Genomic DNA, 16,607 nt, shown 5'->3' on the forward strand with positions numbered 1-16,607 from the left:
GATGCCGTCGTTTCCAATTGTCGTTTTGTATAGGGACGATAGCAATGTACAGGGGAGTCACTGGCCGATGGCTTCCTTTCCGCCCGCGCGCACCCGGTACCACACGATGCCGATCAGTTCGTACATGGCGTACCAGGAACGGCGCAATCCTTCGGCGCTGGGCACCCAGGCATGGATACTGCGGGCCTGGCCGGTAAAGAACATGGTCGGCGCGTCGACCACCTCGAGGCCGGCACGTTGGAACGCGGCACGGGCGCGTGCCATGTGCATGGCATCGGTCACGAGCAGGACACGCCGGACGCCGTGCTCGCGCAGCAGCGCGGCGCTGTGGGCGGCGTTCTCGCCGGTATCGCGCGAGCGCGCTTCAAGCCATTGCACCGGTACGCCGAAATCCTCGCGCAGCGCCACGGCCATGGCGTCGGCCAGTGAGTACGGGCGCTCACCGGCTGCCGGCGTGCCGGCGCTGCCGCCGCTGACCAGGATCGGCAGGGCCGTGCGCCGTTGCAGGTGCGCCGCGTAGCGCAGGCGCGCCAGGGCGATGTAGTCGGGGATGTCGCGGCCGCCGTATTCGGGAGCCTCGCGCAGCCGTCCGGCGGCCAGCACGACGATTGCCTGGGCGCCGGCGCGCTCGGGCGCTCGCAGTGGCGTGGTCATCCGCTCCAGCGGCCGGATGAACAGGTCCGCGCCCGCCGTCGTGGACAGGAAGGCCAGCGCCGCCAGCGCGGCTCCGGCGAGGGTGCGCCCGGCGCGTGGCCAGCGCCGCCGCATCGCGAGCCCGGCGAGGATGAGCAGGAACAGGCTGGCGGGCGGCAGGAACAGGCTGCGCGGGATGGCGTTGATCAGGTCGAGCATCCCGCTATCCTAGCGCATCCGCCGCGCCATTCCTTCGTTCAGGCCTGCAGTGTGGTGTTGTGCACCTTGCCCGCGATGGTCACGTTGGTCAGCTTGACGTTGCGGACGTTGTAGATGAACCAGGGCTGCGCCGCGTTCACCGGGGTGCCGAAATCGCAATCGGTAATGGTGACATCGCGAATCGGCAGGATCTCGGCCGGCTTGTCGCCGTTGTAGTCGAAGGCGACCGGACCGAGCAGCAACAGCGCCTGGTAGCACGAGCGCGGGCCGTCCTTGGTGGCGACGTTGCCTACCCTGACGCCCGAGATGTGGATGTGCTCGACGACTGGCGGGCGAGTGCGCACGTTGTCGGCGTTGGGCGCGTAGTCGCAGTCGAAGGTGATCACGGCGCCGGCCCCGGCTCCCACCGACCTGGGCTGGATCGGCGAGCCTGGAAGCGGGGTGTAGAACTGCGGTTTCAGGTTCACGCCATTCGGCATCGTCATGTTGCGCACGTAGAAGTGGCGCAGGAAGCCGCCGCGGTTCATGTTGGTCTTCAGCCGGATCGCGGTGTTCAGCGGGTCGGTGGCCCAATGCGCGTTGCGGAACTCGATGTCCTGCGCATACACGTGCTGGATACCGCCCGACATCTCGCTGCCCAGGGTGACGCCGCCGTGGCCGCTGTTCATGACGCAGTTCTGGATCACCACGTTCTGGGTCGGACCGAACTGGGTGTCGAGGTTCTTGCCGGCCTTGATCGCGATGCAGTCGTCGCCGCTGTTGAACGTGCAGCCGTCCACCAGCACTGTATTGCAGGCTTCCGGATCGAAGCCGTCGCTGTTCGGGCCCATGCTGTCCATGTGCACGCCGCGGATCTCCAGCTTGCTGCAGTTGACCGGGTGGTGCTGCCAGAACGGCGCCTGGTTCAGCTGGTAGCCCTGCAGCAGCACGCTGGTGCAGCCGATGAATTCCACCATGCAGGGGCGCAGGTAGTGGCCGCGGCCGAACACGCGCTTTGCCACCGGCACGCCCGCTTCCGACAGCGTCGGCAGGTAGGCTTCGTCGGTGCGCCACTTGTCGTTCTTGCCTTCCATGAGCGCGACCTGGGCGTCGCTCAGCTTCGGGGCCACGGCCCGGATCGAGCCAGGATTGAGCGGGTTGACGGCAATCTGCGTGCGCTGCGGGTTGGGCGCTTTTCCTGCCACGCCTTTGCGCTTGCCCTTCCAGTCCCACCAGGTCTCGCCGTCGGCGCGCGGCACGCCGCCCTGGCCGTCGAGGATGCTGGTCCAGTCCTCGCCGGTCAGGGCGATATTGGTCTGGCCGTAGGCGTACACCATCGGCGAATAGTTCAGGCAGTCGTTGCTCTGCCAGCGCGAGATCACCAGCTTGCCATTGGCGCCGCAGTCGTAGTCGCCGTATTTCGCGAAGTCGTCCGGGTCGTTGCTGAAGTAGACGTGCGCGCCCTTGGCCAGGTGCACGTTGACATTCGACTTCAGGACGATCGGGCCTTTCACCAGCCAGTTACCGGCCGGGATCACGACCCGCCCGCCGCCCGCCGCACTGCAGGCCGCGATCGCCGCGGCGATCGCGGCATAACAGTCGCGCGCGCCCGGCGCCGGCGTGCTGACCTTGCCCTCTTCGTGGTCGGCCACATAACCGGTGACCATGACCGCCTCGCAGGGCACGGCGCCATAGGTGGTGATCAGGAAGTCGCGCCTGGGGAAGGACAGCGGCTTCCTGAACCCGTCGATGATGCTTTGCGCGCGCGCCCAGGGGTCGTCTTTTTCCAGCGTGCTTCCTTCGCGTGCGGCGAGCGCTGGTCCCATCGCCAGGCCGGCTATCGACGCCGATGCGGCGTACAGCAGCGAGCGGCGTTGCGAATCGATGTGCTTCCTTGTCATATCGACCTTAGAACGTGTAGTCCGCACGCACCGTGAAGGCACGCCCGATCGGCTTGGCGATGTTCTGCGCAAACACGACCCGCGAGGACAGGCGCTGGTTCGACAGTGGCGGATCGGTGTCGAACAGGTTGTTCACGCCGGCGCCGACCTTGAACTTCTTCGAGAACTTGTACGTGGTCGACAGGTTGTACACGCGGTATGGCTCGATCACGTTGTAGAACGGCTGTCCCGGCTGCTGGGTCGGCAGGGCATTGGTGTCTTCGTAGCTCGACGAATACTGCTGCGTCAGCTGGGCGAAGAACGGACCGTAGGCCCAGTTCACGCGCGCCTGGTGCTTCCACTTGAAGATGTAGGTGTTGGCCGAGGTGGAGCCGGTGGACAGGGCGCCGATCCTGCCGACGCTGTCGACCCATGGACTGCCTTCGTCGTTCTGACCTTCGTACTTGTCGGTGTAGGTGCCGTCCATCGAGACGCCGAAGCGGCCCCAGGCCTTGGTCGGCAGCGAGTAGTTCAGGCTGAGATCGATGCCCTGGGTCTTCAGGCCGCCCATGTTCAGGCGCGTCTTCGTGATGTACTGCAGCGTGCCGTCCGGGTTGCGCACGAACAGGTCCTGGTAGCGCGCCAGGTTGTCGAAGATCGAATCCTCGTTGATCTGCGCGATCGTGCCCTTCATGTCGATCTTCCAGAAGTCGACGGTGGCGACGAAGTTCTTGACCGGCTCGACCACGAAGCCGACGGTATAGGTCTTCGACTTCTCCGGCTGCAGGTCCGGGTTGGCGCCGGTGAGCGTGGTGAGGCGCGTGTTGCAGACGCGCTCCGCGTCCAGGCCCAGGCCGGCGTAACGCGGATCGGTGGTCACGCTGCCGGAACCGGCGACGTTCGGGGTAGCGCTCGGGCACAGCAGCGGATCGTCCCAGCTCGAGGTCGACGGGGTCAGCGTGCGCGGGGTGCCATACAGTTCCGGCAGGGTCGGCGCACGGAAGCCGGTGCTCACCGTGCCGCGCACCATCAGCTGCTTGAGCGGCTGGTAGCGGAAGCTGGCCTTCGGATTCCAGGTCGAACCGAAGTCGCTGAAATAGTCGCCGCGCACCGCGAAGTTCAGGTTCAAGGCTTTCGTCACCGGCGCATCGAGTTCGGCGTACAGGCCGCTGACCTTGCGTTGGCCGCTTGGGTTGTTGCCCGGCGAGCCCGACACCCGCCAGACCACCTCGTCGGCGATCATGCGCGCATCTTCCTCGTAGGTTTCACGGTGCCAGTCGCCGCCCACGGCGAGGCCCAGGGAGCCGCCCGGCAGGTCCATCAGCGTGCGGCTCAGGTTGAAGTCGATACCGTAGTGGCGCACGTCGGCCACGCGGAAGTCTTCGCCATCGGCCGAGATGCTGTCGAGATAGGCACGGCCGGCGGCGTCCTGCGCGCCGAACGGGTTCAGGATGCCGTTGGCGACGCCGGCGTACAGGCCCGGCGTGCGCACGAAGTTTTCCTTGAAGCCGGTGTCGCGGTGGCTGTAGCCGTAGGAGCCGCCGACACGGTAATCCCAGCCTTTGATCTGACCCTCGTCGGCGACCACCAGGCGGCCGTTCTTCTGCACGTCGTGCAGCTTGGCCGCGCCGAGTTCATCCAGGCTCCAGGTCAGCGCCAAGTCTTCGCCGTTCAGGCCGGCCACGGCCGGCACGCCGCCGCTGCCGCCCGGGTACCACTTGCTGGCCTTGGTGATCATCAAGGGCTTGCGCGAGGCCGTCCGGACGTCATAGTTGGTATTCGCACCGAAGGGCTGCGGCGGGCTGATGGCGTCGATGTAGGAGCGCGACAGGTTCAATTCCACCGTCAGCACGCCGCCGTCGCCATGCGCCAGGCTGCCCTTGGTGAACAGGGTGACCTGCTGGTTTTCCGGCAGCAGCTGCGGGTACAGCGTGACATCGGTGATGCAGGTCTTGCCGCCGTTGGCGTTGGTGCGGGTCGAGGGCACCGTGGTCTGGGGCAGGCCCGGGGCCACGCAGCCGGCCGCGAAATACGGGTTGCCGGTGATATTGGCCGAGCGTCCGTTGCGGTAGATGGTGTAGTTCGCCGGCGAAGCCGAGCCGCCCGAGGTATTCGAAGTGAACGGGTTGCCGCCGAGTGCGGCGAGCTTGACCGGATCCCAGATCTGCGGACGGTCCTTCTGCATCAGCGATTCGCGGCGCTGGGCGCTGAAGGCGGTGTAGACGTTCCAGCCGTCGGTCGCCATATTGCCCTTGCCGGCGACCAGGGTGACCCGCTTCTGGTCACCGCCACCGGACTGTTCCGGCTGCACCGTACTGGCGTGGATGGTCACGTCCTCGACCGATTTCCTGGTGATGAAGTTGACCACGCCGGCGATCGCGTCGGTGCCGTACAGGGCCGAGGCGCCGTCGCGCAGCACTTCGACGCGCTCGATGGCGGCCATCGGAATCACATCGACGTTGACCGAACTGGCGCCGAGCGCCTCGTTGGCCAGGCGACGGCCGTTGAGCAGGACCAGGGTGCGGTTGGTATTCAGGCCGCGCATGTTGATCATGGTGCCGCCGCCGCCGCCGCCGACCGGCTCATTGGTCGCAGCGACCGTCAGGGCGACCGCGACTTCGGACATGGTCGTCAGGCCCTGGTTGGTCAGCTCTTCGGCTTTGTAGGTGGTCAGCGGCAGCGCATTCTCGGTAGCCAGGCGCTTGATCGAGGAACCGGTGACTTCGACCCGCTGCATCGGCGCTTCCTGCGCCGCGGCGGTGTTCATCATGGTCAGCACTGCGGCAGTGACTGCCGACAGTAGGAAGCGCGGTTCTGTGATTCGTGGGTTTTTCACTGCATGTCTCCTGCATAAATCGTCGAGTGCGTCCGGTGGTTTCCTGGATCGCGCGTTCCAAGGGTCAGCGCTGTCGTTCGCGGGCCGCCGAGTCATTCAGTGGCGCCGTGAAGAATACTCAGCAGACGGTTGGTGTGGTGGCGATTCTACTTTGGTCTGGCCGCTTTCGCAATCTGGACGAGCCAGTTATTGCGTGGTCTGTTCGTAAATACAATCTGGTTGGACCAGTTGGTGAACCTGCAATCTTTTCGGGAATGCCGCGGCGACCTGCCGGCACGGCGGGAAGATGAGGGCAGCGAGGAATGGCCGGGCCGCCGGCCTGGCGCCCGGCCGAGACCCGGAAGGCTGGATCAGCCGCGCGAGAAGGTGCGGGTCACGCGGTCGAGGTGGGCGCGCATGGCGGTGCGGGCGCCGGCGACGTCGTGCGAGGCGATGGCGGCGAAAATGTTGCGGTGGTCGATCAGGGTTTGCTGGCGCAATTCCTCGGTCTGGAAATGCTCCTTCAGTTTGTGCCAGAGCGAGCCGCGCTGGCTCCACAGGTATTCGATCACGCCGACCATCGCGCTGTTGCCGGTGGCGCGCGCGATCGCCAGGTGGAAGTTGCGGTCGGCCGATTCGTTGCCGCTGCGTTCTTCGTGGTGCTGCTCCATCTCTTCGACCGCGCGCAGGATGGCGTCGATGGCCGAATCGCTGGCATGTTTCGCGGCCAGTGCCGCCACCTCGACCTCGATCAGGCGGCGCGCCGCCAGCACCTCGAAGGGACCGGGGCCCGCGGTCGGCACTTCGGCCTGCGGCTTGGCTTGCTCGCTGACGTAGACCCCCGAGCCGCCGCGCACTTCGACCTTGCCGCCCAGCTCCAGGGCGATCAGGGCTTCGCGCAGCGAGGTGCGGCTGACGCCCAGCTTGCCCGCCAGTTCGCGTTCGGCCGGCAGGCGCTCGCCCGGCTGGATGTTCTCGGCGCGGATCAGCTCCTCGATCCTGCCGGATACCACCCGGTACAGCCGTGGCTCGTTGACGCTGGTGTCGTTCAGCGCAGCGGTTTTCTTCATCGAATGGGTCCGTCAGGATAATTGGTTGGCAGATGCCAAAGGGCGAATCTTAGTTTGGTACTGATTATGTTGCAAGTGGACCAACCAATTATACGTCAACAGTGTGGCGCTACCGCCGCGCCACGCTGTTTTCAAGGCTTGGGATTCCAGCCGCGCCCCGCGAATACCGCCGCACGGTTCGACAGGCGTTCGGCCTGCGCACGCGTCATCTGGAAGCCGCCGTAGCTGCGCGGCTGCCCGTCTTCGTCCGTGTTGCCAAATTCGCGCCAGCCGCCTTCGAGCGGATTCGGCAGCGGCTTGCGGTACCACGCATCCTGCGCGATGTGCGGGCCGACGCTGCAGCCGATGAAGGCCACGTTGTCCCAGGTATTGGCGGTGCCGGGCGAGCGCGCGAAATAGGTGGCCCCAATCGGCGGCAGGTTACCCGCAGGGCCAGGGCCGCGCGTCAGGCGCGAACGCAGGAACACGAAGCCGGGTTCGTCCCTGCCCACGGTGCGCGCCTGCACGATGTAGCCGCCGCTTTGCGGGTTGGCGCTGTCGCCGAGGGTGCGCAATTCGCTGTCCTCGAACAGGGCGGCGCGGTTGTTCCCCCACACGAAGTCGACGTTGCCCTCGATGAGCGACTTGTAGAACCAGGAGTAGCCATGCAGCTGCAGCGTGTCCTGCTCGCTGATGAAATGGGCATTACGTGCGATGAGGCGGCCCTGGTCGCTGGCGAAGAAGATCGTCTCGGCCTGCGCCGAGTGGCCGTCGCTGCGGCGCGTGCTGTTGTGCAGCGCGATGTCGCGCAGTTCCAGCATGTCGACGTCCTGGGCCAGGAACTGGGCGCGGCCGCCCGTGATGCCGGCGCTGCCGGATGGCTGTCCGGTGCCCGAACCCGGATTGCGGGTATCGCTGTTGGCGGCGCGGATGATGGTCCGGTCACGGCTCTGCCCGCGCAACATGACATTGTCCTTGTCGACCAGGTAGAGCAGTTCCGGATAGACCCCGTCGCGCACGTTCACCGTGATCGCCTGCTCCCGCGGCAGCGACATGGCGTAGTCGAGTGCGCCCTGCACGGTGCGGAAGTCCGCGCGGCTGTCGTCGTCGACCGTGACGCTGTCGCCCACGGGCTTGAACGGCGTGGTGCGGAAGGACCAGCGCGCGCCCCGGAAGCCCTTGGCGCGCACCAGGCGGGCGTCGACCACCGCTTCGTACTCGGCGCCGCGTTCCAGCGCCACCGGCATCCGCACGTACAGCTCCTTGCCGTGCACCCGGATCGGGTGCTGGCGTACCAGGCGCTGGCGCTGCGCCGGTCCCATCGCGATCACGTTCTCTCCCGGACGGATGACGGCGACCAGCGTCCGGTCGCGCTTGCGATAGACGCGCACGCTGCCTTCGCCGGTGAGCACCGGTTCCTCGGCGAAGACGAGGCGCAGCGGCGTATCGGGCGGCACCCCGCGCTCGCCACTGGCCGGGTGGGCGATGGCGGAGGCGGGCAGGGTGGCGGCGCCGGGGGCGGCGAAAGGCGCGCCCACGTCGACCGTGAACACGGCCTGCGCCCAAGGATCGTCCAGGCTGCGCACCGTCACGGTGGTGCGGCCGGCAGCGAGCGGGGCCAGGCGCAGGGCGCCGCTTCCCACCTCGGCGCCGGCGATGCGCGGATCGGCCGAGACTGCGGCAATTCGGGCGGCGCCGCCGACCCTGACGGTATCTGGCATGTCGCCCGCCTGCAGCCCGATCCGGTCGGCACCGACATGCACGGTCACGCGCTCGGGCGGCGTGCCGGCAGGGCCGCCGCGCAGGTCGAGCAGGGTGCTGGCGCCGGCGTCCCAGGATACCGGCTGCACGGCGGGCAGCGGCGGCGCCACCAGCCAGGTGGCCCTGTCGCCATCGACCGAGACGTTCAGCAGATTGCCCTGCGGCCCCGGTTCGGCGGCGTAGCGGAGCACGACGGGCACGCCCGGCAGCGAGGCATTGCGGCGCACCTGCTTGATGCGCTTGATCTCGCCGCCGCGCGATTCCAGCAGCTCCACCTGGAACACCTTGCCGCCGTCGGTCAGCGCCAGGCTTGCGCCCTGCCAGTCGCCGTTGTCGTCCTGGCGTGAGCGCAGCAGGAATGGGGCGCCTGCGGCCGGGACGAAGCGGGCCTCGACATAGCCGTCCGCTGCCGCCTGCAATGGACGCGGGCCGGCATGCTGGCGCACGTGGCGCGCCACGTCGGCGGCCGGCAGGGCGGTGAAGCCGTAGGGTACGCGCCAGCCGGCGTCGCCGCCGGCCGGGCAGTCCTTGAGCGGCGCGCCGTTCAGCAGCGAGCCGCTGTCGGTATGGATGCCCGGGCTCGCGCCCGGATCGCGCACTACCTGCGCGCAGCGCTGCGCACCGGCGATGTCGAAGGCATTGGCATCCGAGATGATGCGCGAGGCGTGGCCCGCGCCGACGCTGTAGCTGTGGCCGTAGACCGGGTGTTTGCGGTCGCCGACGTAGTAATTGTTCAGCAGGTGGACCTGGCCGTAGCGCACCCGCGGCGCACGCTCGGCCACGTGCTCGAACAGGTTTCCCTTGAGCGTGATGCGCAGGTGGCCCGCGTCGCCGCCGGCGCGGTCGCTCGCGCCGATCAGCATGGTCTTCTCGTGCTGGGCGAAGTGATTGTAGGTGACGCTGACGAAATCGGAGGCCTGGCTGATGTCGAGCGTGCCGTCATGGCACTGCTTCAGCTTGCCGTTCTCGACCGGCTGGGTGTCGTCGGTGGCGGGCGCGTCAGTGAAGCTGTTGTGGTCGATCCACACGTGGTGCGAGCCGGACACCGTGATGGCGTCGAACAGCGAATTCCAGTTGCCCTTGGGGCCGTCCTGCGGGTCCCAGCGCGGGCTGACATCGCAGGGGTTGCGCAGCGCGAGGTTGCGGATGATCACTTGCGAGACCTTCGTTACCGCCAGCGCGCCGTTGACGAAGCCGGCGCCGGGCGCGACGCCGATCAGGGTGGTGTTGGAGGGAATGCGTACGGCGCCGCGCTGCGCCTGGTCCGCGCTGTCGCGGAAAGCGCGCCCTTCGCTCATGTCGATCGCCGCCGCGATGCGCACGATGCGCGCGGGGGCCGGCGCAGCCAATGCCGCCAGCAGCTGCGCGCGGTCGCGCACGGTGTAGACGTGGGCGGGGCTGGCCAGGGCGCCGCCGCGGGTGCCGCCCTCTTGTGCAGCCCAGCCGTCGAAGGGGGCGTGCTGGCGCTCGGCCGTGGGGATCGGGGCCGACTCGGTGGCGGGCCTGAATGGAGGAGTGACAGGTGCGGCCACGGCGCCTGCCGCGGCCAGCGCAAGCAGGGCAAACGGCGGCGCCTTCATCGTGCGCCCCGCATGGCTGCGGACAGCGCCGGCAGCTGGCGCATCAGTTCTTGCGCCATGATGCCCGAAAAGCGTTCCGCGCCGAGCGGCCCGAGGTGGGTGTAGTCGAAATTGGCCCCTGTGCGTGCCAGCTTGTCGGCTTCCTGCGGGCCCATGTCCTGGACGGCTGCCAGCGACAGCGCATTCAGGTCGACCAGCGGCGTCTTCGTGTTGCGCGCAATCCGGCGCACGGTGGCGGCCCAGGGCGCCAGGTCGTTGTGCACGTAGCCGTCCTTGAAGCTGCGGCGCGTGAGCGGCGTCACCAGCACCGGCACGCCGCCGAGCGCGCGCGCCTCTTCCACGTAGCGCTGCATGTTGGCCGGGAATTCGGTGACGTAGTCGGTCGAGCGCCCCGGCTTGCCGGGCTGGTCGTTGTGGCCGAACTGGATCAGCACCCAGGTCTTGCCGAAGCCCGCGCCCTCGCGCAGCAGTTGCAAGACTTCGTCCCAGCGCTTCTCGGCGCGAAAGCTCCCCGAGCTGCGGCCGCCGCGCGCCAGGTTGTGGCACGCGGTCTCCGGAGTGAAGCGCGCGCACAGGGCGTCGCCGTAGCCGGTGGTGCTGGCCATGGTGGAGTCGCCGACCAGGATCACGCGGTCGGGCAGAGCGGGAGCGGCGTGCACCTGGGCCGCGAACAGCAGGGGAACGAGACAGGCGAGGGAGAAAACGGGACGAGGCATGGACAAGCTCCTAAGGGTTGGTCAGATTCTATTTTGGCCTGACCAATTTATCAAGCGGTCAGGCCGCGCGTGGTGTTGCAGCAGCAGGACACTTGTATCTGTCGTAAGACGTCAGACATCTTGTCGTGATATATAATCGAGTCATTCCTTTCTCGAGCCATCTATCTTCATGATCCCTACGCAGCGCAAGCCCCGCAACCTCGCACAGGGCGTCGTCGAACAGATCAGCGGCAGCATCCGCCAGGGCATCCTCAAGCCCGGCGAGAAACTGCCGACCGAGTCGTCGATGATGGCGCAGCACGGCGTGAGCCGCACCGTGGTGCGCGAGGCGATTTCGCACCTGCAGGCCTCGGGCCTGGTACAGACGCGCCACGGCATCGGGACCTTCGTGCTGGAACGTCCGCAGGCCGGCCTGGGCATCGATGCCGAAAGCATCCTGACCCTGCGCGACGTGCTGTCGATCCTGGAATTGCGCATCGGCGTGGAGACCGAGACCGCCGGCCTGGCCGCGGTACGCCGCACCGACGAGCAGGTGCGCGACCTGGAGGCGGCGCTGGCCGAGATGCACGAAGCGATGGCGGTCGGCCGATCGGCGGTGGATGCCGACAAGCGCTTCCACCTCCTGATCGCGCAGTCCACCGGCAACCGCTATTTCGAAGACATCCTCACCCAGCTCGGCAACGCGATCATTCCGCGTGCGCGCCTGAACACGGTCGAGCTGGAGCAGGACAAGCCGGCCAAGTTCAACGAGCGCGTCGGCCGCGAGCACGACGACATCTACCGTGCCATCGAGCGCCGCGACCCGGAAGCCGCACGTGCGGCGATGCGCACCCACCTGTCCAATAGCCGCGAGCGGCTGGTGGAAGCACAGCGTCGTATCGAATCCATGATCAATTAAAAAAAGTCGCACTTAGCGCTTGCAGGGTCATCCGTTAGGTTGTACGATGACATACAACCTGAAGCAGTTTTTACTCATACCTGTCCTGGAGACTCTGTAATGCAACCGCTTGAACTACAAAAAGTCCTGTCGCACGGCCTGCTGTCCTTCCCGATCACCGATTTCACCGCCGAACTCGAATTCGACAAAGCCGGCTACCAGAAGCGCCTCGAATGGCTGGCACCATACGGCGCGACCGCGCTGTTCGCCGCCGGCGGTACCGGCGAATACTTCTCGCTGCACGGCGAAGAGTACGGCCAGATCGTCAAGACCGCGGTCGACACCTGCGCCGGCACCGGCGTTGCGATCCTGGCAGGCTGCGGCGGTCCGACCCGCGCCGCCATCGCCCACGCACAGGAAGCCGAGCGCCAGGGCGCCCAGGGCCTGCTGCTGCTGCCGCACTACCTGACCGAGTCGAACCAGGACGGCCTGATCGCCCACGTGGAAGCGGTGTGCCGCTCCGTGAAGATCGGCGTCGTGGTCTACAACCGCGCCGCCTGCCGCCTGACCCCGGATTCGCTGGCCAAGCTGGCCGACCGCTGCCCGAACCTGATCGGCTTCAAGGACGGCATCGGCGACATCGAACTGATGGTCTCGATCTGGCGCAAGATGGGCGACCGCTTCAGCTACCTGGGCGGCCTGCCAACCGCGGAAGTGTATGCCGGCGCCTATAAAGCCCTGGGTACCCCGGTGTACTCGTCGGCCGTGTTCAACTTCGTGCCGCAACTGGCGATGGACTTCTACCACGCCACCGCCGCCGGCGACACCGCCACCACCAACCGCCTGATCGACGAGTTCTTCCTGCCGTACCTGGACATCCGCAACCGCAAGGGCGGCTACGCCGTCAGTATCGTCAAGGCAGGTGCGCGCCTGGTCGGCCATGGCGCCGGTCCGGTGCGTCCGCCGCTGACCGACCTGACCGCGGCAGAAGACGAAATGCTGCTGGCCCTGATCCAGAAGCAGAAGAACCCGGTATAAACCATGCAAATCACTGGTGAAATGATCATCGGCAGTCAGCTCGTCCGCGGCAGCGCGGGCGAGGTGCAAGCCTACAACCCGTCCACCCGCGGCGAGATCGGCCCGGCCTTCGGCCAGGCGACCGGCGCGGATGTGGAACGCGCCTGCGAACTCGCGGCCGCCGCCTTCGATCCGTACCGCGCACTGCCGCTGGAACAGCGCGCCCGCTTCCTGGAAGCGGTGGCGGAACAGATCCTGGCCATCGGCCCGGACCTCATTGAACGCGCCCAGCAGGAAACCGGCCTGCCGCAAGCCCGCCTGGAAGGCGAGCGCATGCGCACCGTGACCCAGCTGCGGCTGTTCGCCAAAGTGGTGCGCGACGGTCGCTTCCTGGGCGCGACCATCGACAGCGCGCTGCCGGACCGTACCCCGCCGCGTCCCGACCTGCGCCTGGCCAAGATCGGCCTCGGCCCGGTCGTGGTCTTCGGCGCCAGTAACTTCCCGCTGGCCTTCTCGGTCGCCGGCGGCGATACGGCGTCGGCACTGGCGGCCGGCTGCCCGGTCATCGTGAAAGCGCACGGCGCCCACCTCGGCACCTCGGAACTGGTCGGCCGCGCCGTCCAGCGCGCGGTGCAGGAGTGCGGCCTGCCGGAAGGCGTGTTCTCGATGATCTTCGGCGACGGCCGCACCATCGGGCAGGCGCTGGTCGGCCACCCGGCCATCAAGGCGGTCGGCTTCACCGGCTCGCGTGGCGGCGGCACCGCGCTGATGCGCACCGCGGCCGCACGTCCGGAACCAATCCCGGTCTACGCCGAGATGAGCAGCGTGAACCCGGTGTTCCTGTTGCCGGCCGCGCTGGAAGAAGGCGGCGCCGCGCTGGCGCAAGGCTTCGTCGACTCGCTGACCCTGGGCGTCGGACAGTTCTGCACCAACCCGGGCCTGGTGTTCGCGGTCAAGGGCGCGGCACTGGATGCCTTCACTGCGGCGGCCACCACGGCGCTGGCAGCCAAGGGCGCCGGTACCATGCTGACCGCCGGCATCCATGATGCCTACAACAGCGGCATCGCGCGCTTCGGTTCGACTGGGGGCGTGCGCCTGGTCGCACAGGGCGGTACGGAAGGTATCGGCTGCGCCGCGCAAGCCGCGCTGTACGAGGTCGAGGCCGCCGATTTCCTGGCCAACCCGGACCTGCAGGACGAGGTCTTCGGCCCGGCTGCGCTGGTGGTGCGTTTCGACAGCGCCGAGCAATTGCTGCAGGCAGCCGAGCAGCTGCACGGCCAGCTGACCGCCACCGTGCACGTGAAGCCGGCCGACCATGGGTTGGCGGGCAAGCTGCTGCCGGTCCTGGAACGCAAGGCGGGCCGGGTGCTGTTCAACGGCTTCCCGACCGGCGTCGAAGTGTCGCACGCCATGGTCCACGGCGGCCCGTTCCCGGCCACCAGCGACAGCCGCACCACCTCGGTGGGCGCGAGCGCGATCGACCGCTTCCTGCGTCCGGTGTGCTACCAGAACGTGCCGGAAGGCTTGCTGCCGGAGGCGCTTCGCGACGACAATCCACTGCGCCTCGCACGCGTGCTGGATGGCGACCTCAAGGTTGTCGGGTAATGCCTGGGGGGCGGCTTCGGCCGCCCCTTTTTCGATTGATGCACCAGCCGGAGGAGACGCCGGCTGTTTCGTTTGAAAAGAACTGATCCCATGAATCAGCAAGTCATGAGCGCCAATACCAAGCAAGGCACGGCGCAGGCCCCGGAGCTTGCCTCCACGGTGGGGAAATACCGCTGGACCATCTGCGCCCTGCTGTTCTTCGCCACCACCATCAACTACCTCGACCGCCAGGTCCTGAGTCTGCTGGCGCCGATGCTCTCCAAGGAGTTCGGCTGGTCGAACACCGACTACGCCAATATCACGGCGGTCTTCCAGTTCGTCTACGCGATCTCGATGCTGTTCGCCGGCCGCGTGATCGACCGCCTGGGCACCAAGCGCGCCTTCGTTCTCGCGATCGTGGTGTGGTCGATCGGCGCGATCGCGCATGCCTATGCCATCGGTATCGGCACCGCCGTCAACAGCGTGTTCACCACCCTCGGCCTGGCCGCGGTGCCGGTGTCGATCATCGGCTTCATGGTCGGCCGCGCGGTGCTGGCGATCGGCGAGGCGGGCAACTTCCCGGCCGCGATCAAGGCCACCGCCGAATACTTCCCGAAGCGCGAGCGCTCCTTCGCCACCGGCATCTTCAACTCCGGCGCGAATATCGGCGCGATCCTGGCGCCGCTGACGGTGCCGCTGATCGCCGAATACTACGGTTGGCAGATGGCTTTCATCGCGGTCGGCGCGATCGGCTTCGTCTGGATGGGCATCTGGATCTGGCTGTACGACACGCCGGACCGCCAGAAGCGCCTGAGCGCCGGCGAACTGGCCTACATCAACAGCGACAGCGCGCCCGCGGACGCGAACCCGGCCGCCGCTGCGGCCAAGCCGAAGGCCTCGTGGTTCAAGCTGCTCGGCTACCGCCAGACCTGGGCTTTCGCCTTCGGCAAGTTCATGACCGACGGCGTGTGGTGGTTCTTCCTGTTCTGGCTGCCGAAGTACATGTCGGGGCAGTACGGACTCACCGGGCCGGAAATGGTCGTGCCGCTGGCCGTCCTGTACAGCATGACGATGGTCGGTTCGATCGGCGGCGGCTGGCTGCCGACCTGGTTCCTGAACCGCGGCCACAGCATCTACCAGGGCCGCATGCGCGCCATGTTCACCATCGCCCTGTTCCCGCTGGTGGTGCTGCTGGCCCAGCCGCTCGGCTACCTGGGCTTCTGGATTCCGGTGATCCTGATCGGCATCGGCGCCTCGGCACACCAGGCCTGGTCGGCCAACCTGTTCACCACCGTTTCCGACATGTTCCCGAAACACAGCGTCGGCTCGGTGGTCGGCATCGGCGGCATGGCCGGCGGCCTGGGCGGCGTCCTGATCACCAAGCTGGGCGGCTGGCTGTTCGATTACTACGGCGCCCAGGGTCACCTGGAAACCGGCTACATGATCATGTTCTCGATCTGCGCGCTGGCCTACCTGACCGCCTGGCTGGTGATGAAGGCCCTGGTGCCGGCGCATCGCGAGATCACCGACCTGTAATGGGGACGGGCATGAACATCCATCGACTCGAGGGCGTGCACTGCGCCACCGGCGAGAGCCCGACCTGGAACGCGCTCGAACAGGCGTGGTACTGGGTCGACATCCCGGCGCACCGCATCTGGCGCCTGGACCATGCCAGCGGCACGGTGCGCCACTGGGAAGCGCCGGAGATGGTGGCCTGCGTGGCAGCCGCCGCCGACGGCAGCCTGGTGGCCGGCATGGAAACCGGCATCTTCCGCCTGCAGCTGGAAGGGGACGGACATGGGGATGGCAAGCTCGTGGCCACCCGCCTGGGCGCACCGCCAGTGTCCGAGCTGGGCGAGGGCATGCGTTTCAACGACGGACGCTGCGACCGCCAGGGCCGATTCTGGAGCGGCACCATGTTCATGGACATGGGCGCGGCGCGCGCCGTCGGCGGTCTGTACCGCTACAGCCTCGATGACGGACTGCACGGTCCGGTCGTGAGCGGCCTGCTCACGCAGAACGGCCTGGCCTGGTCGCCCGACGGGCGCACCATGTACCTGTCGGATTCGCATCCGCAGTGCCGGACCGTGTGGGCCTTCGACTACGACATCGAGCAGGGCATCCCGCACAACAAGCGCGTCTTCCTCGACCTGACCGGGCAGAAGGGCCGTCCGGACGGCGCCGCGGTCGACGCCGATGGCTGCTACTGGACCTGCGCCAACGACGCCGGCCTGGTGCAGCGTTTTACCCCGGCCGGGAAGCTGGACCGCGAGATTGCGCTGCCGATGGCCAAGCCGTCGATGTGCGCCTTCGGCGGCCCGCAGCTCGATACCCTCTTGGTGACCTCGATCGATCCGGGAACGGGCGGCGATGCCGGTTCGGTGGTGCTGCTGCGTCCTGGCGCGCAGGGCGTGGCGGAAACGCCGTTCGGCGCCGGCCGTTAGGATCGACTTTTCGGCGTCCAGGCAGTAAGCTGTCCGCGATTTCGTGAACGGTT

Annotated in this window: 11 protein-coding genes; 5 read left to right on the plus strand and 6 right to left on the minus strand. The window is 67.4% G+C overall.

Features of this window, described 5'->3' with window-relative positions; genetic code table 11:
• Window positions 1-57: 57 nt before the first annotated feature.
• The 6 genes from AC56LU_RS04635 to AC56LU_RS04660 form a co-directional block, all read right to left on the minus strand.
• Window positions 58-852, minus strand: coding sequence for a YdcF family protein (locus AC56LU_RS04635; protein WP_497174431.1), 795 nt, complete (start codon window positions 850-852; stop codon window positions 58-60).
• Window positions 853-890: 38 nt separating this feature from the next.
• Entirely contained in the window at window positions 891-2,732 is a 1,842-nt protein-coding gene (locus AC56LU_RS04640; RefSeq protein WP_497174432.1) for a glycoside hydrolase family 28 protein, read from the minus strand.
• A 7-nt stretch (window positions 2,733-2,739) separates the two neighbouring features.
• Window positions 2,740-5,547 carry a TonB-dependent receptor plug domain-containing protein gene (locus tag AC56LU_RS04645; protein ID WP_497174433.1) on the minus strand — a complete coding sequence of 936 codons (2,808 nt, stop codon included), beginning with the start codon at window positions 5,545-5,547 and terminating at the stop codon, window positions 2,740-2,742.
• A gap of 350 nt (window positions 5,548-5,897) precedes the next feature.
• The gene (locus AC56LU_RS04650; protein WP_497174434.1) at window positions 5,898-6,596 is read right to left on the minus strand and encodes a FadR/GntR family transcriptional regulator; all 699 of its coding nucleotides are present in this window, start codon (window positions 6,594-6,596) and stop codon (window positions 5,898-5,900) included.
• A 131-nt stretch (window positions 6,597-6,727) separates the two neighbouring features.
• A complete protein-coding gene (locus AC56LU_RS04655) occupies window positions 6,728-9,916 on the minus strand; it encodes a pectinesterase family protein (protein ID WP_497174435.1) in 3,189 nt (1,062 codons plus the stop codon).
• Window positions 9,913-10,632, minus strand: coding sequence for a rhamnogalacturonan acetylesterase (locus tag AC56LU_RS04660; RefSeq protein WP_497174436.1), 720 nt, complete (start codon window positions 10,630-10,632; stop codon window positions 9,913-9,915). Before AC56LU_RS04660 ends, AC56LU_RS04655 begins: the two co-directional genes overlap by 4 nt.
• Window positions 10,633-10,801: 169 nt before the next feature.
• On the opposite strand from AC56LU_RS04660, the gene AC56LU_RS04665 reads away from it, so the two are divergent.
• The 5 genes from AC56LU_RS04665 (at window position 10,802) to AC56LU_RS04685 (ending at window position 16,554) form a co-directional block, all read left to right on the plus strand.
• A complete protein-coding gene (locus tag AC56LU_RS04665) occupies window positions 10,802-11,530 on the plus strand; it encodes a FadR/GntR family transcriptional regulator (RefSeq protein ID WP_497174437.1) in 729 nt (242 codons plus the stop codon).
• A 99-nt stretch (window positions 11,531-11,629) separates the two neighbouring features.
• Window positions 11,630-12,547, plus strand: a complete 918-nt coding sequence (kdgD, locus tag AC56LU_RS04670; RefSeq protein WP_497174438.1) for a 5-dehydro-4-deoxyglucarate dehydratase — start codon at window positions 11,630-11,632, stop codon at window positions 12,545-12,547.
• A 3-nt stretch (window positions 12,548-12,550) separates the two neighbouring features.
• Window positions 12,551-14,131 (plus strand): aldehyde dehydrogenase (NADP(+)), encoded by a 1,581-nt coding sequence (locus tag AC56LU_RS04675; protein ID WP_497174439.1) that lies wholly within the window; start codon window positions 12,551-12,553, stop codon window positions 14,129-14,131.
• Window positions 14,132-14,221: 90 nt separating this feature from the next.
• Window positions 14,222-15,646, plus strand: coding sequence for an MFS transporter (locus AC56LU_RS04680; RefSeq protein ID WP_497174440.1), 1,425 nt, complete (start codon window positions 14,222-14,224; stop codon window positions 15,644-15,646).
• An 11-nt stretch (window positions 15,647-15,657) separates the two neighbouring features.
• Window positions 15,658-16,554, plus strand: a complete 897-nt coding sequence (locus tag AC56LU_RS04685) for an SMP-30/gluconolactonase/LRE family protein (protein WP_497174441.1) — start codon at window positions 15,658-15,660, stop codon at window positions 16,552-16,554.
• The last annotated feature ends 53 nt before the right edge of the window (window positions 16,555-16,607 follow it).

It is taken from the genome of Telluria sp. PB2R4 (genome assembly GCF_059685695.1).

What these genes read in the sequence shown, in the direction of transcription:
- AC56LU_RS04635 (WP_497174431.1), bottom strand. Translation starts at nt 852, where the DNA reads ATGCTCGACCTGATCAACGCCATCCCGCGCAGCCTGTTCCTGCCGCCC.
- AC56LU_RS04640 (WP_497174432.1), bottom strand. Translation starts at nt 2,732, where the DNA reads ATGACAAGGAAGCACATCGATTCGCAACGCCGCTCGCTGCTGTACGCC.
- AC56LU_RS04650 (WP_497174434.1), bottom strand. Translation starts at nt 6,596, where the DNA reads ATGAAGAAAACCGCTGCGCTGAACGACACCAGCGTCAACGAGCCACGG.
- AC56LU_RS04655 (WP_497174435.1), bottom strand. Translation starts at nt 9,916, where the DNA reads ATGAAGGCGCCGCCGTTTGCCCTGCTTGCGCTGGCCGCGGCAGGCGCC.
- AC56LU_RS04660 (WP_497174436.1), bottom strand. Translation starts at nt 10,632, where the DNA reads ATGCCTCGTCCCGTTTTCTCCCTCGCCTGTCTCGTTCCCCTGCTGTTC.
- AC56LU_RS04665 (WP_497174437.1), top strand. Translation starts at nt 10,802, where the DNA reads ATGATCCCTACGCAGCGCAAGCCCCGCAACCTCGCACAGGGCGTCGTC.
- kdgD (WP_497174438.1), top strand. Translation starts at nt 11,630, where the DNA reads ATGCAACCGCTTGAACTACAAAAAGTCCTGTCGCACGGCCTGCTGTCC.
- AC56LU_RS04675 (WP_497174439.1), top strand. Translation starts at nt 12,551, where the DNA reads ATGCAAATCACTGGTGAAATGATCATCGGCAGTCAGCTCGTCCGCGGC.
- AC56LU_RS04680 (WP_497174440.1), top strand. Translation starts at nt 14,222, where the DNA reads ATGAATCAGCAAGTCATGAGCGCCAATACCAAGCAAGGCACGGCGCAG.
- AC56LU_RS04685 (WP_497174441.1), top strand. Translation starts at nt 15,658, where the DNA reads ATGAACATCCATCGACTCGAGGGCGTGCACTGCGCCACCGGCGAGAGC.